Raw genomic sequence first — 14,118 nt, forward strand, 5'->3', positions numbered from 1 at the left:
GACGACGAGGCGGGGACCGACGAGCCCGGCGCGCCGGACGACACCTCGGACGACGAGGCACCCGGATTCGGGCCGATCGCCGCGATCGTCGCGCTCCTCGCGGCGACCCTGCTCGGGCGGGCGCGGGCCGGGAACGGCTGAGACCGCCATCGCAAGTTGAGACCGACATCGCGAATCCCGTTCCCGGCCGGGAATACCGAAAAGGCGCGGAAAGCGGCCGGAACAGTCGAACGCCGTCGAACCGCCTACCGGCTCACAGCTGGCCGAGCTTGCGAAGCAGCTGGCCGCGGTACTCCTCGTCGGCGTTGACCCCTTTGATCTCCAAGACGTTGCGCTCCAGCTTGTCGAGCGCCACGTGGAAGGCGTGCTCGGCGCCGTACCCCTCGCCGGAGCCGCCGACCTGGCCCTCGTTGGTCCGGAGGCGGATCTGACACTGGATCAGGGGCGTGCCGCGGAGCTTCTCCTTGTGGGCGTGGAGCCGGACGTGCGCGTGGATGACGTGCATCGCGGCGTACTTGTCGGCGACCTGCTCGATCGACTCGACGATGTGCCCGCGGGTGGTCGTGTCCAGCAGGTCGACGTTCGTGATCTGCACGTCCATCGAGTCCTGCTCGGTGAACGTGAGCGCCCGGAGCACGTCAGTCTTCGTCACCATCCCGGCGACCGTGTCGGCGCCGTCCGGCGTGACGACGAGCCCGGAGACCCTGTTGTCGAACATCCGCTCGACGACCGCCTGGGCGGTCTCGTCGGCGGTCGCGGTGACGACGGGGCTCGACATGATGTCGTAGACGGGGATGTCGAGCATGCGGTCGATGTCGCCGGCGCGGTCGCCGCTGCCCTGTCGCTCCTGGTCGCGGACGACGAACTCGACGATGTCGTTGGTGGTGACGACGCCGACCAGTTGGCCGTCCTCGTCGAGGGCGGGGAGCCGGGAGATCCCGTTCTCGCGGAGGCGGTTGATCGCGCGGCCGACGCTGTCCTTCTCGTTGATCCCGATGACGTCCTCGGTGGCGACCTGCGCGACGGTGATCGCGTCGAGGCTGTCGAGGACGGCCTCGAGGATCTGGTCGACCGTGACGATCCCGTAGAGCTTCTCCCCCTCGTAGACGGGCGCGATCTTCACGTCCCCCTCGACGAGGAGGCGGGCCGTCTCCCGCACGTCCTCGTGGCGGTCGACGGAGGGCGCGGGCTTCATGACGGCCGACACCTTCGTGTCGTCCTCCATGCGCGAGCGCATGAGCTGCTTCTCGCCGACCACGCCGGCGTACTCGCCGTCGTCGGTGACGACGATCCCCTTCGGGTTCTCGCGCTCGAAGATGGACCGGACCTTGGCGAGTCGCGTGTCGACGTCGACCTCGACGTATTCCGGCACCGCGATATCAACGATATTCATGTGCAAGTCGGGGATTCGTCGCGCCGGGTATTGAAAGTGCGGGAGGCGTGTTCGACGGTGAGATCGCTCCCGCCTCGGTGGTGTCAATTCGCATTCATTTCCGTTCGAACGGCGAGGGAAAATATCGGCGGTCCACGGCGACCGGAACCGGTGAAAGCTTTTTGACGGCTACCCTCCGAGGGTGAGCCGTGTACGACGCCGTCGTCCTCGATAAGGACGGGGTGCTCGTCGGACGGACCCCGTTCAACACGCTCCGTGAGGCCGCCTGGGACGCGTTCGTGAGCCTCGGCGTCGAGGATCCCGACCTGGCCCACGTCGACGACGTCGCCGTCGGCGTCGACCCCGCGACGCTCACCGACATCTGCGAGCGCTACGGGATGGAGCCGGCGGAGTTCTGGCGCGTCCGCGACGAGACGGCCTCGAACGCCCAGATCGACGCGGCCCGAGCGGGGCGGAAGACGCCGTACGAGGACGTCGACGCGCTCCGCTACCTCGACGCCCCGCTCGGCGTGGTCTCCTCGAACCAGCAGGCGACCGTCGACGCCGTCCTCGACCACTTCGGTCTCGCCGGGCGGTTCGAGGTCGCGTACGGGCGCGAGCCGTCGATCGCCAGCCTCTCGCGGAAGAAGCCCTCGCCGTACTACCTCGAACGCGCTCTGGAGGACCTGGGCGCCGAGACGGCGCTGTTCGTCGGCGACAACGAGTCGGACGTGCGCGCCGCCGACAACGCCGGCATCGACTCCGCGTTCGTCCGGCGTCCGCACCGCCGCTCCGCGGAGCTCTCCTGCCAGCCGACGTACGAGATCGACGACCTCCACGACCTGGTGAGCATCTGCGGGCGGTCGCCGGTGGACGCGGCCGCGAGCGATCGGTTTTAGCCGCCCGCGGCGCGGTCGAGAGTACCCACCCGTGACGCGGTCGAGGGGGTTCGTTCCTCGGACCGCAACCACTATTCAGACCGCGACCGAGATGCCGCTCGTGTCCTCGCCCTCCACGAGTCCGGACGCCGACGCCCGCCGCTCGGCCGTCCGGCCGATCGCGAAGCGGTACCGCCGCGCCGAGCGCGCCGTCAGCTGGCTCGTCGCCCTGTCGGTCGCCGGGGCGTTCCTCGCCGCGTTCGCGCTCGCCGATCTGCTTCCCGCGCTGGCGGTGGGCGCGGTTCTCCTCGTCGCGGTTCGGGCTCCGTTCCTGCGTCGGCGCGGGACGACGAGGCTCCTGACCGACGCGTCCCCGGAAGCGGTGACCGAGGCGTTCGCGTCGGCGACGCCGCCGGTCCTCGCGTTCCAGTGGGCCGTCGCCGACGAGGTTCGCCCGACCTCGGACGGGGCGGGCGGGGCGTACGAGCACTCGTCGCTCGTCGGGCTCCGGACCTACTCGTTGGAGATAGCGACGGAGACGGAGGCGCACCCAGACGGGAATGCGACCGACGCGGACCCCGCTGACCCCGCGAGCGACGACGGCGTCGCTCCGGTCGCGCGCGTCCGGATCGAGGGGGCCCTCGACGGGGCGCCGTGGGGCGCGTACGCGGTCTCGATCCGGGACGCGGCCGACGGGGCCCCGGGCGAGACGGTTGTCGACGTCGAGCTGCTCTCCCGGCGGCGGTTCGGGCTCCGCAGCGTTCCGCAGGCGCTGGTCGCGGACGCGTACTACGCCGACGCGGTCGCGGCGCAGGGGTACGCGGTCGCCGACCGCGACGTGTCGTTCGCGGTGTCTCGGTAGGACCGACCGGACGGCGGAGGCGTCACGCGAGGAGCTCGCTCTTCGGCGCGTCGACGACGGTCCGAGAGACCGCCTCGTCGTCCTCGACGCCCCGGAGGTCGACTCCGCGGAGGCGGAGCGCGACCGCGGCGTCGGCCCGCTCCGCGTCGTCGCGGGGTCGGACCGTCTCGGTCTCGCGCTCGCCGTCGCCGTCCTCGCTCCGGTGGACGATAGCGAGTTCGCCGTCGTCGAAGGCGACGTGTTCGACGTCTCGGTAAGAAACGGTCGTCGTCCGTTCGCGGGCCACCGACGCGGCGACGCCGCCGACCGCGGTGAGCAGACCGAGCAGGCCGATCGCCGTCTGCGCGGTCCCGCCGCCCGCGAGGAGCCACTCGGCCGCCGCGGGAACGATCGCCGCGAGAGCCGCGATCCCGCTCCAACCGCCGTCGCGGAGGGCCGACGGGAGGCGCCCGGAGACGAGGGCGCTTCCGGCCGCAGCGACGCTTCGAGCCACGCCGCGGCGGATCCGGAGCTCGCCGGGAGCGACGCGGACGGACCCGCGGGCCGTGGCGAACGACCACGTGCGCGAGCGGCTCATCGACCGCACCGCGTCGACCGTCGGTCGAGAGGGCGAGCGCCGTCGGTTCGGGAGCTCCGTTCGCGGCGAGAGGTCGGAGGCACCGCCGCTGGGCGGGGACGCAGTGGGACCGTTCGCATGGAGGGATACCGTTCACTGCGCCGGCGAGGCACTTATAACACGGAGCCGCGCCGGGTCGGCGTCGGTCGCTCCCGACCCGAATCGGCGCCGATCGCTCCCGACCCGAACCGGTGCCGGTCGCTCCTGGCCCGAACTGGCTCCGGTCGTCGAGCGCGGGAAGCCGGACGCTTTTTGACTCGGTCGGCCCTCGCAGCGTCATGGACCTCCCGCCCGTCGGTCTCGGTACGATGGGGATCGACGACCCGGACGCGGTTGCGACGGCGCTCTCGGTCGGCTACCGCCACCTCGACACCGCGCGGATCTACGACAACGAGGCGGCCGTCGGCGAGGGACTCGCCGCGAGCGAGGTCGCCCGAGACGAGGTGACCGTCGCCACGAAGCTGTGGATCGACAATCTCGCCCCCGACGAGGTCGGCCCGGCCGCCCGCGAGAGCGCCGACCGGCTCGGCGTCGAGGCGATCGACCTGCTGTACGTCCACCGACCCCGAGGAGCCTACGATCCCGAGGCGACGCTGCCCGCGCTCGATCGGCTGGTCGACGAGGGGCTCGTGCGGAACGTCGGCGTCTCGAACTTCGAGCCGGCCCAGTTGGACCGCGCGATCGACGTCCTCGACGCGCCGCTGGCGGCCCACCAGACCGAGCTCCACCCGCTGTTCTACCGGCCGGAACTCCTCTCGCACGCCCGCGAACGCGGCTACGACGTGGTCGCCTACTCGCCGCTGGCCGGCGGTCGGGTGCGCGAGGCCGACGCCGTCCGTTCGGTCGCGGCGGCGCACGACGCCGCGCCCGAGGCGGTCGCGATCGCGTGGGCGACCGCGAAGGAGCCGGTCGCCGCGATCCCGAAGGCGTCGAGCGAGGCCCACCTGCGCGCGAACCTCGCGGCCGCCGACCTCGACCTCGCTCCCGATGAGGTCGCCGCGATCGACGCGGTCGAGCGCGAGGAAGAGCTGTTCCCGGAGTAGCGTCAGCCCGATCGATCCATTTTTGTGTATAATATACCCCGAGAGAACACCGAGATCGGCACGATCCCGCGTCACTTTTGTACCGCCTCGCTCTCGATCTGAACATGACCGAGAGCGCGAACGGCGCGGGCGGCGACGCACCCGGCGACGACGACCCGGACGCGACGACGATCATCGACGGGGAGTCCGTCGCGGCCGACGTGCGCGCCGACGTGGCCGCGCACGTCGAGACGCTGGCGGACGCCGGCGTGACGCCCGGGCTCGCCACCGTTCTGATGAGCGACGACCCCGCGAGCGAGACGTACGTCTCGATGAAACAGCGCGACTGCGAGGAGGTGGGCATCGAGAGCGTCCACGTCGAGATCGACGCCGACGCGCCCGCCGACGAGCTGTACGAGACCATCGACGACCTCAACGACCGCGACGACGTCCACGGCATCCTGGTCCAGCTACCCGTCCCGGACCACGTCGACAAGCGGAGCGTCCTCCGGCGGATCGCCCCCGAGAAGGACGTGGACGGCTTCCACCCGGAGAACGTCGGGCGGCTCGTCGCCGGCGACGCCCGGTTTAAACCCTGTACGCCACACGGCGTCCAGAAGCTCCTCGCGGCGTACGACGTGGAGACCGAGGGCGCGGACGCGGTCGTCGTCGGCCGGTCGGACATCGTCGGGAAGCCGATGGCGAACCTCCTGATCCAGAAGAGCCCGGTCGGGAACGCGACCACGACGGTCTGTCACTCCCGGACCGAGGACCTGGAGGGGAAGCTCGCGGCCGCCGACATCGTGATCGCGGCCGCCGGGATGCCCGAGTTCGTCGACGGCTCGATGCTCAAGCCCGGTGCGACCGTGATCGACGTCGGGATAAATCGGGTCGAGGCGGAGACGGAGAAGGGGTACGAGCTCGTCGGCGACGTGGACTACGAGTCGGCGACGGAGGTCGCGGGCGCGATCACGCCGGTCCCCGGCGGCGTCGGGCCGATGACGCGGGCGATGCTCCTTCACAACACGGTGAAGGCGGCGGGGATCCAGTCCGACGTCGCGATCGACCTCGATTAGGCGGAACGGCGACGGACGCGCTCAGTCCCGCCGAAACGTCCCGGTCGTCGCACGACGCGGTCGTCGCTCGTCGGGGCGTCCGCCTATGTCTCGGGTCGCCATCGCCCCCCGATCTCGTCGCGGGGATAGTCCTGGTACGTGCCGTTCAGAAACGTGGTGACGCGCCCGTCCTCCTCGCTGAGCGTGACTCCCCAGAGGACGTCGTCGCGGAGCGACGTCTCCAGGGCGCTCATGTGTTTGGTCCCCATCCAGTCGGGGAACTCGAGGTCCTCGACGTCCTCGACCTCGCCCCGATAGGGGTTCCGGACGCGCACCATCTGTTGCTGAATGGTGCCGTCGCCGGTCACGATGACGGCGCCGTCTCGGCTGAACGCCACGTCCCGGGCGACCTTCGTGAACACGTCGCGCGACTCGGTGACGACGCGGCAGCGGTCGACCGGCCACTCGTTGTCGCCGAGGGGGTCGGTGTAGTCTGCGAAGTTCACCTCCGCGACGATGAGGATGTAGAGACTGGGACCGCTCACGTACTGTTCGCCCCACTTCTCAAACTCCAAACTCAGCGACTCGGCGGTGTACCTGATGTGATCCATCAGGCTCTGGCTCGTCGCGTACTTCTCGAGCACCTCGTCAAGCGCGTTCATGTGGTGTGTGTACACACGTCTCAAACCATGTTAAACCCTCTCAGGGGTTCGGCGCTCGCGCCGCCGACCGCCCAGTCGCCGTCGGCCGCTCAGTCCTCGTCCCCGGCGGCCGCGCGGTTCCGAATCTCGATGCGGCCCTCGATCTCGGGGTCGATCCCGTGCTCGCGGGCGTAGGCGGCGAGCACCTCGTACTGGATGTCGGCCTCGTCGATCCGGTGTCGCTGCCCGAGCGTCGGGAACTCGTGTTCGGAGTGGAGCAGGTACTCCGAGACGGCGACGGTGTAGCGACGCTCCGGGTCGATCGGCTCGCCGCCGACGGTCGCCTCCAGGACGAGCTCGGCGTCGGCGTCCCAGACGACCTCGGCGTTCGAGACGTGTCCGTGCCACCAGTCGTCCTCGCCGAAATCGACGTCGGGCGCGGCCATCTCGCGGAACACGTCGTGCAGCTCCGCGCCGGTGACCGAGGCGAGCGCCACGGGCTCCTCGAACGGGATCAGGCTGATGAGGTCGGCCTTCGTCACCTCGCCCGCCCACGGGTCGCCCTGCCGGAGCCCGCCGGCGTTCGAGAGCCCCACGTCGGCGTCGTGGGCCCAGCGGAACGCGTCGGCGACGAAGTTGCCGACGCGGCACTCGCCGCCGTGGACCACCTCGCCCGTGCGCTCAATCGGCCGGTCGACGACGTCGAAGGCCTCCGAGAGGTCGGCCGCGGCCATCCGCTCCGCGAGGGCATCTTCGAGGCCCGGCGCCGGATCGGCGCCGTCGGGCTCGTGGAGCGTCGCGGTCGGGACGGGAGTTCCGGCGTCGTTCGCCGCGGCGTCGCCCGACCCGTCGGCCATCGCGTCGCTCGGAGCGCGTCCGCCGAACTCCACCTCGGCCACCGTCTCGCCGTTGACGCCGGGGCGGACGATCCGGGTACCGGCGACGACGTCGTTCCGGCGGCTGTGGACGTGGCCGCCGAGGATCGCGTCCACGTCCAGCGCCCGCGCGAGGTCGTCGTCGCCCGCGCCGAGATGGGAGAGGACCACGGCGTGATCGAGCGCGTCGGCGTCGGTCCCGCTCGCCCCCTCGGCGACCGCGGCCCGCATCTCGGCGAGGGCGTCGCGCGCGGCGGCGACCGGGTCGTCGAATGAGAGCTCGGCGGCCATCGGGTTCAGCGAGTCGGTGGCGGGGTCGGTGACGCCGACGAACCCGACCGCGGCTCCGTCGACCTCGCGGACCGCCCACGGGACGACGCCCTCGTCGCGGCCGAACGGCTCGCCCGCCTCGTCGCGGACGTTCCCGGAGACGAACGTCGCCGGCGCGTCGGCGACGAGCCCGCGGAGCGCGTCCGGGCCGTAGTCGAACTCGTGGTTGCCGAACGTGTCGAGCAGAGTGCCCGTGGCCCGGTAGAAGTCGAGGACTTGCCGCCCGCTCGCGACCAGCGACAGGACGCCCGGCGCGGTCGTGTCGCCGGTGGCGACGACCGCGGCGTCGGGGCCCGAGAGCGCCCGGATCCGGCCGGCGAGGCGAGCCGCCCGCTCGGGGGCGTCGAAGACGTTCTCGATGTCGGAGTAGTGAACGAGACGGACCATGCGATGTCAGACGGGAGGGGCGAGCGACGCTTAAAAAACGCGGAGTCCGGCGCGGGCGGCGCTCCGGGTTCGGCACGGCCGACTCCCGACTCCGGGGAGCCGATTCCCGCCCCGTGACTCCCGCTCGCACACGCGAGGGACATTGAAAGCGCTTTTATGGATGTCCGGACTACGTCGGGTCACAGCCTCTGTGGGGTTGATGATGTGCCGTTCCGTTAGGGACCGACCACGGGACGGACACGCGAGCCCGCACGGAGGATAGGTGAACAACATATGCCCGTTTACGTAGACTACGAAACCCCAGCCGACCTCGCCGAGCGATCGCTCGAGGCGCTCGAGGTCGCTCGAGACACAGGCACCGTGAAGAAAGGAACCAACGAGACCACCAAGGCCGTCGAGCGCGGCAACGCCGACCTCGTCATCGTCGCGGAGGACGTCTCCCCCGAGGAGATCGTCATGCACCTCCCCGAGCTCGCCGACGAGAAGGGGATCCCGGTCGTCTTCGTCGACACCCAGGACGACGTCGGTCACGCCGCGGGCCTCGAGGTCGGATCGGCCGCCGCCGCCGTCGTGGACGCCGGCGACGCCGACGACGACGTCGAGGACATCGCCGAGAAGGTCGCGGAGCTCCGATAACCACCCATGAGCGCAGAAGAGGGTATCGACGACTCGACCACCGCCGAGGTGATCGAGGTCGTCGGCAAGACCGGGATGCACGGCGAGGCCATGCAGGTCAAATGCCGCATCCAGGAGGGATCGAACCAGGGCCGGATCATCACCCGGAACGTCCTGGGCCCCGTCCGCATGGGCGACGTGCTCCAGCTCCGGGAGACCCAGCGCGACGCCGACTCCATCGGAGGCCGATAACCAATGGTCGAGACACGCACCTGCGACTACACCGGCGAGGAGATCGAGCCCGGCACGGGCACGATGTACGTCAAGAAGGACGGACAGATCCTCCACTTCGTCGACTCGAAGGCGGAGAAGAACTACTTCCTCGGCCGCGAGGCGCGCGACCTCGAGTGGACCGAGGAAGGGCGCGACCACGGTGGCGAGTAGATGAGCCACCACGACGAGCGCACCTTCGTGATGGTGAAGCCCGACGGCGTCCAGCGCGGTCTCATCGGCGAGATCGTCTCCCGCTTCGAGGAGCGCGGCCTGAAGCTCGTCGGCGGCAAGTTCATGCGCATCGACGAGGCGCTCGCCCGCGAGCACTACGGCGAGCACGAGGACAAGCCGTTCTTCGACGGTCTCGTCGAGTTCATCACCTCCGGCCCCGTCTTCGCGATGGTGTGGGAAGGAGCCGACGCGACCCGACAGGTCCGCGCGATGGTCGGCGAGACCGATCCCGCCGAGTCCGCCCCGGGCACGATCCGCGGCGACTTCGGGCTCGACCTCGGCCACAACGTGATCCACGCGTCGGACCACGAGGACGAGGGCGCGAACGAGCGCGAGATCGACCTGTTCTTCGACGAGGACGAGCTCGTCGACTACGGCCTCGACACCGCCGCGTGGGTGTACGAGGACGAATCGCACTAACGGCGCACGAAGCCCGGCTTTCCGCTTTTCGACGCCTCCGAGGAACCGCGAGCGGTCGCTCCGTCGACACACCGCGTTTCCGGTGAACAATCGTCAACGTTCCCGCGGAGTCGTGCGGTTCTCTCGCCGCTGACGGTTATAAACTCTCGCGGCGAGCTCCCAGTCGAAGTCGGAGGGCGAACGGCCGCTCAGTCGTCGAGCGCCACGACGCGCCCGTCATCGGTGACGACGAGCACCTCGTCGGTCCCGTCGCCGGTCGCGTCGGCGAACAGCGGTCCCGCGTACACCACGGCCCCGCCCACGTCGCCCTGCGCGATCGCCTCGCCGTTGGCGTTCAACACGAGCACCTCTCCCCCGCGGTTCACCGCGACCGGCCCGGGCTCGCCGGTTCCGCGGACGTCGGCGACGCCGGGGGCGTTCACCCGGGTCTCGCCGCCGTACTGCTGTTTCCAGGCGACCTCGCCGTCGCGGAGGTCGACCGCCCAGACGCTGCCGGCGCCGCCGACGTAGATCCGGCCGGGGCCGGCGTCACCGACCGTGACGGGGAGGTCTTGGAGCCCGACCTCGAACCGCCCGGAGCCGTCGGCGAGGTCGACCGTCTGGAGGTTCCCGCTCGTTCCGCCGAGCGCGAGCACCGGCCCGTCCGGCGCGTCGACCGCGGTCCACGTCAGCGGCGTGACGGCCGGCGTCGCGGTCCAGCGCTCGTCGCCGCTCGCGTCGAGCAGGCGGATCGTCGCCCCGTCGTCTCCGACCGTCGCGACGGCGACGCCTCTGGGCGCCTCGCCGCCGTCCTCTGTCTCGAAGTCGGCGATCAGCGGGCGGCGGTCGATCCCCCCGTCGACCGTCGTCTCGAAGACGGGGTCGCCGTCGGCGTCGACGGTCACGACGGCGCCGTCGGTCGCGGCCGCGGCGACCTCGGCGTCGCCGTCGGCGTCGACGTCGCCGACCGCGGGCCGGGTCGCGCCCGAGCCGCCGACGTCGACGGCGAACCGGGTCGAGCCGTCCGTCGCGTCGAGGACGACGAGCGAGCCCGACTCCGTCGTGAACGCGACGACCGAGTCGCCGCCGAGCGTGTCGGAGACGAGGCCGCTGATGCCGGGCGGGCCGCCGCCGGTCCCCGAGCCTGCGCCGCCGCCGGAGTCGTCGTCCTCACCGGAGTCGTCGTCCCCGCCGGCGGCGTCCCCCGTCGCGATCGCGGAGAGCGGCGTCCGCCACGCGACGTCGCCGCCGACCGCGGTCGCGCGGACGACTCGCTCCCCGTCTGCGGTCGTCGACTGGACGACGATCGGGTCGCCGTCCATCGTGGCGACGACGGTGCCGCTCCCGTCGTCGCCGCCGACGGGCTCGGTCTCCCACACGACCTCGGCGTCGACCGCACCGTCGTCGATCCCGACGAACGCGAACAGCGCGACGCCGACGCCGGTCGCGCCGCCGGCCAAGAGAATCAGCGTCGCGAACAAAACGCGGCGGTCCATTGCCGACACGTTCGGGCGTCGCGGGCATACGGCTGTCGGATGCGGCGGGCGACGATGTCGCGGACGACGGGGCGGACGGTTCGAGCCACGGCGACGACGGGGCGGACGGTTCGAGTCACGGGCGAGTCACGGGCGGGCTACAGCAGTGTGGTGACGTTGTCGGCGTGGTCCGCGCCCACGAGTTCTCGGAGGGCGTCGGGGTCGCGCTCGCCGTTCGCGTTCACGAGGTAGACGGCGCCGTCGCGGTCGCCGTACGCCCGGTGGAAGTCGTACGCGAAGCCGTACACGTCGACGTCGGCGGCGGCTTCGGTCTCACGGGCGGCCGCGACCTGCTCGTGGACGTTGTACTCGACGAGGCGGTTGCGGAGGCTCGCGGCGGTGCCGGCGCCGTCGTCCGCGGCCGCGCGGTCCTCGCCGACCTCGGCGATCCCCGCCTCGACGATCGGAACGAGCTCCGCCACGTCCGCCCGGACGCCCGGCTCCTCGGGGACGGCGCCGTCGCGGACCGCCGCGAGGGCGGCGCCGACCGCGCCGCACCCGGTGTGGCCGACGACCGCGAGCACGTCCGTGTCCGTGTGAGCGAGCGGGTAGGCGACGCTCCCCGAGAGCACGCGCTCGCCGTCGACGACGTCGCTCACGCGGTTTCCGATGTTGCCCGCGGTGAAGAGGAACCCCGGTCGATCGACCGACCACATCCCCTCCTGTGAGACGCGCGAGTCGGAACAGCAGACGGAGACGACGGGCGGTCGCTGCCCGTCGCGTCGGGCGGCGAGCTCGCCGGCGGCGGCGGACTCGACGTGGTCGTCGTTTCCGTCGAGGAGCTCGGCGAGGAGTTCGCGGCTCATAATCAGCAACTCCCGGTGGGCGTTCAAAAAGGGGCCGGACCGAAGCGGGACGGACCCAAAAGGGCAGGGCCGGGACGAGCCGACCGGGTCAGATCACGAACCCGACGATCTGAAACAGGAATCCGAGGACGAACACCGCGATCAACGCGACCGTCGCGACCACGACGGCCGGTGCGAGTGTCTCCTCGTTCTGGTCGAGGACGAGGCTTTCCATGTCTCTCATACGAGTCGCCTCGTCGCCGCGGGGCTTGAACGCTTCGCTCGCGTCCCGGGGCGGGCGTCTCCGCCGGCCGAATCGCCGTCGAATCGGCACCGCGACGAGCCTCCCGCCGTCGAAGAGAACTTTCTTTTACCTCTCGCCGGACCGTACTGGTGGATGAGCGACGGAGCGCGACAACTCGCCGGACCGAGCGGAGGTGTCGATGTCGAACCGTGACGCGGTCGACGGCGGGGACACCGCCGGCGCGTTTGCCGGCCGGGGCGGCGATGAGACGGGCGACGCCGAGGCCGGCGCCCTCGCGGTCGTCTGCGGGCTTCCGGGCGTCGGCAAGACGACGGTCGCCGAGCGGATCGCCGCTCACGTCGACGGCGATATCCTCCGCACGGACGTGATCCGGAAGGAGCTGTTCGGGGACCCGGACTACTCCGACGCGGAGACCGAGGCGGTGTACGCGGAGCTGATCGACCGGGCCCGCGAGCGCGCCGCCGACGGCGACGCCGTCGTGCTCGACGCCACGTTCGCCGACGCCCGCTTCCGCGCCGATGTCCGGGAGATGGGCGAACGAGTGGCCGAATCGTTCGACCTCGTGGAGGTCGAGTGCGACGAGTCGGTCGTCGAGCGTCGGATCGAGCGCCGCGACGGGATCAGCGACGCCGACTTCGACGTCTACCTCCATTTCAAGGATGTCTTCGATCGGATCGAGACGGCCCACGTGACCGTCGACAACTCGGGCGCGGAGGCGGAGACGTTCGCGCAGGTCGACGCGGCGTTCGGCGCCGAACCGGGCGGCGGCGAGTGAGCGGCGGGGACGACGGCGCCGCCACCGCCGGGAGTCCCTCCACCTCGACTCGTGCTAGCGATTCGCACGGCGAACGCACACACGCGTCTCCCATCACTTATACCGACGAACGCACTACGGACTGTATGAGCGAAGAATCCGGGCGTCGGAACCTCCGAATGCCCTCGGACGACGAAGTGTTCGCCGTAGTGACCGAGCACCTCGGCGGGAACCACGTCCGCCTGCGGTGCGTCGACGGCGAGACGCGACTGGGCCGGATCCCCGGCCGCATGAAGTACCGGACGTGGATCAGCGAGGGTGACGTCGTGCTCGCGGAGCCGTGGTCTTGGCAGGACGAGAAGGCGAACGTCGAGTGGCGATACGAGGACGACGAGGCGGACCAGCTGCGGCGCGAAGGACACATCCAGTAGTCGTTTTCGAGCGGCCAGTGGCCGCGTTCGTCCCCGTTCCCGCCCAGCGGGTAGCGACCCGGTCAGGCGAACAGGAGGACGATCACGGCCACGAACAGGAGCTCGCCGCCGACGAGGAGGACCGCGACCAGCCAGTAGCGGTAGGTCCAGAGCCACTCGGCGGCCCGGTTCCACCGCTCCGAGAGCCGACCCGCTTCGGCGGCGTCGCTCTCGGTCCCGCCGCGCCCCCCGACGTACGCCTCGTCGAGGCGCCAGCCCCCGTCCGGGTCGTACGTCGCGGGGACCCGCGTCCCGACCACCTCGTCGACGTCCAGCGGCGAGACGCCAGCGGCGTCGAGGAAGGAGAGGAACGCCTCGGACTCGGCGAGCGACCCGTCCCGAGGCGCCGAGAAGCGTTCGACGTGGGTCGCCCCCCCGTGAGGCGGTCGGAGCTCGACCACGACGCGGCGATCCGTCGACCGCACCGCGGTCACGACGAGGACGCTCTCCTCGTCGTTGAGATACGCCTCTCGGAGGCGACGCTGCACCTCGTCGTCGACGGCGTCCGTCGCGTCCAGTGAGTCGTCGACCGACTCCGTTACCTCGCCGTTCGCGTCGATCGACGACTCGGCCGCTCGCCCGTCCTCGGCGGGGTCGTCGGGCATTCGATCGGTGGTTGGCGACGCGCGCTCATAAGCCCGTGGCAGCCGCGGGCGAGACCGCCCCCGCGGGCGCCGACACACCCGCGAGACCGCCCCCGCGGGCGCCGACACACCCGCGAGACCGTCCCGGAAACCGTTTGAACGTCGGCGC

Annotated in this window: 19 protein-coding genes; 11 read left to right on the plus strand and 8 right to left on the minus strand. The window is 71.1% G+C overall.

Annotation, left to right across the window (positions count from 1 at the left end):
* The coding region (locus tag DJ75_RS12680) for a PGF-CTERM sorting domain-containing protein (RefSeq protein ID WP_141212040.1) at positions 1-141 on the plus strand (141 nt) is incomplete at its 5' end.
* A 112-nt stretch (positions 142-253) separates the two neighbouring features.
* Here the strand turns inward: DJ75_RS12680 and DJ75_RS12685 are convergent.
* Entirely contained in the window at positions 254-1,393 is a 1,140-nt protein-coding gene (locus DJ75_RS12685) for a CBS domain-containing protein (RefSeq protein ID WP_094524819.1), read from the minus strand.
* A 188-nt stretch (positions 1,394-1,581) separates the two neighbouring features.
* Here DJ75_RS12685 and DJ75_RS12690 point away from each other — a divergent pair, with 188 nt between their 5' ends.
* Positions 1,582-2,271, plus strand: a complete 690-nt coding sequence (locus DJ75_RS12690; RefSeq protein WP_094524820.1) for an HAD family hydrolase — start codon at positions 1,582-1,584, stop codon at positions 2,269-2,271.
* A gap of 91 nt (positions 2,272-2,362) precedes the next feature.
* Positions 2,363-3,112 (plus strand): hypothetical protein, encoded by a 750-nt coding sequence (locus DJ75_RS12695; RefSeq protein WP_094524821.1) that lies wholly within the window; start codon positions 2,363-2,365, stop codon positions 3,110-3,112.
* Between the two features lie 22 nt (positions 3,113-3,134).
* Here DJ75_RS12695 and DJ75_RS12700 read toward each other — a convergent pair whose 3' ends face one another.
* Entirely contained in the window at positions 3,135-3,689 is a 555-nt protein-coding gene (locus DJ75_RS12700; RefSeq protein WP_094524822.1) for a hypothetical protein, read from the minus strand.
* A gap of 317 nt (positions 3,690-4,006) precedes the next feature.
* Here DJ75_RS12700 and DJ75_RS12705 point away from each other — a divergent pair, with 317 nt between their 5' ends.
* Positions 4,007-4,771, plus strand: coding sequence for an aldo/keto reductase (locus tag DJ75_RS12705; RefSeq protein WP_094524823.1), 765 nt, complete (start codon positions 4,007-4,009; stop codon positions 4,769-4,771).
* A gap of 104 nt (positions 4,772-4,875) precedes the next feature.
* On the plus strand, positions 4,876-5,826 hold the full coding sequence (locus DJ75_RS12710; RefSeq protein WP_094524824.1) for a tetrahydrofolate dehydrogenase/cyclohydrolase catalytic domain-containing protein: 951 nt from the start codon (positions 4,876-4,878) through the stop codon (positions 5,824-5,826).
* 83 nt (positions 5,827-5,909) lie between these two features.
* Here the strand turns inward: DJ75_RS12710 and DJ75_RS12715 are convergent, their stop codons facing one another.
* A complete protein-coding gene (locus DJ75_RS12715) occupies positions 5,910-6,467 on the minus strand; it encodes a diadenylate cyclase (protein WP_094524825.1) in 558 nt (185 codons plus the stop codon).
* An 89-nt stretch (positions 6,468-6,556) separates the two neighbouring features.
* Positions 6,557-8,038, minus strand: a complete 1,482-nt coding sequence (locus DJ75_RS12720; protein ID WP_094524826.1) for a bifunctional UDP-sugar hydrolase/5'-nucleotidase — start codon at positions 8,036-8,038, stop codon at positions 6,557-6,559.
* A 273-nt stretch (positions 8,039-8,311) separates the two neighbouring features.
* On the opposite strand from DJ75_RS12720, the gene rpl7ae reads away from it, so the two are divergent.
* From rpl7ae to ndk, 4 genes are read left to right on the plus strand one after another with little or no spacing between them, the layout of a single operon-like run.
* Positions 8,312-8,674 (plus strand): 50S ribosomal protein L7Ae, encoded by a 363-nt coding sequence (gene rpl7ae, locus DJ75_RS12725; protein WP_094524827.1) that lies wholly within the window; start codon positions 8,312-8,314, stop codon positions 8,672-8,674.
* Between the two features lie 6 nt (positions 8,675-8,680).
* Positions 8,681-8,905, plus strand: coding sequence for a 30S ribosomal protein S28e (locus DJ75_RS12730; protein ID WP_094524828.1), 225 nt, complete (start codon positions 8,681-8,683; stop codon positions 8,903-8,905).
* A gap of 3 nt (positions 8,906-8,908) precedes the next feature.
* Positions 8,909-9,097, plus strand: coding sequence for a 50S ribosomal protein L24e (locus DJ75_RS12735; RefSeq protein ID WP_092565766.1), 189 nt, complete (start codon positions 8,909-8,911; stop codon positions 9,095-9,097).
* Positions 9,098-9,577 (plus strand): nucleoside-diphosphate kinase, encoded by a 480-nt coding sequence (ndk, locus tag DJ75_RS12740; protein ID WP_094524829.1) that lies wholly within the window; start codon positions 9,098-9,100, stop codon positions 9,575-9,577. It begins immediately after the preceding gene.
* A gap of 188 nt (positions 9,578-9,765) precedes the next feature.
* Here ndk and DJ75_RS12745 read toward each other — a convergent pair whose 3' ends face one another.
* The 3 genes from DJ75_RS12745 to DJ75_RS19180 form a co-directional block, all read right to left on the minus strand.
* The gene (locus tag DJ75_RS12745; RefSeq protein ID WP_094524830.1) at positions 9,766-11,052 is read right to left on the minus strand and encodes a PQQ-binding-like beta-propeller repeat protein; all 1,287 of its coding nucleotides are present in this window, start codon (positions 11,050-11,052) and stop codon (positions 9,766-9,768) included.
* Positions 11,053-11,189: 137 nt separating this feature from the next.
* On the minus strand, positions 11,190-11,897 hold the full coding sequence (locus DJ75_RS12750; RefSeq protein WP_094524831.1) for a carbonic anhydrase: 708 nt from the start codon (positions 11,895-11,897) through the stop codon (positions 11,190-11,192).
* Positions 11,898-11,985: 88 nt separating this feature from the next.
* Positions 11,986-12,120, minus strand: a complete 135-nt coding sequence (locus DJ75_RS19180; RefSeq protein ID WP_254921710.1) for a hypothetical protein — start codon at positions 12,118-12,120, stop codon at positions 11,986-11,988.
* 199 nt (positions 12,121-12,319) lie between these two features.
* Here DJ75_RS19180 and DJ75_RS12755 point away from each other — a divergent pair, with 199 nt between their 5' ends.
* Together DJ75_RS12755 and eif1A are read left to right on the plus strand one after the other, a co-directional pair.
* Positions 12,320-12,916 carry an AAA family ATPase gene (locus DJ75_RS12755; RefSeq protein ID WP_094524832.1) on the plus strand — a complete coding sequence of 199 codons (597 nt, stop codon included), beginning with the start codon at positions 12,320-12,322 and terminating at the stop codon, positions 12,914-12,916.
* A 125-nt stretch (positions 12,917-13,041) separates the two neighbouring features.
* The gene (gene eif1A, locus DJ75_RS12760) at positions 13,042-13,326 is read left to right on the plus strand and encodes a translation initiation factor eIF-1A (protein WP_094524833.1); all 285 of its coding nucleotides are present in this window, start codon (positions 13,042-13,044) and stop codon (positions 13,324-13,326) included.
* A 62-nt stretch (positions 13,327-13,388) separates the two neighbouring features.
* On the opposite strand, the gene DJ75_RS12765 is transcribed toward eif1A, so the two are convergent.
* Complete coding sequence (locus DJ75_RS12765; protein WP_094524834.1) at positions 13,389-13,970, minus strand: hypothetical protein; 582 nt, start codon at positions 13,968-13,970, stop codon at positions 13,389-13,391.
* Positions 13,971-14,118: the final 148 nt, after the last annotated feature.

It is taken from the genome of Halorubrum sp. Eb13 (assembly GCF_002252895.1).
Classification (GTDB): domain Archaea; phylum Halobacteriota; class Halobacteria; order Halobacteriales; family Haloferacaceae; genus Halorubrum.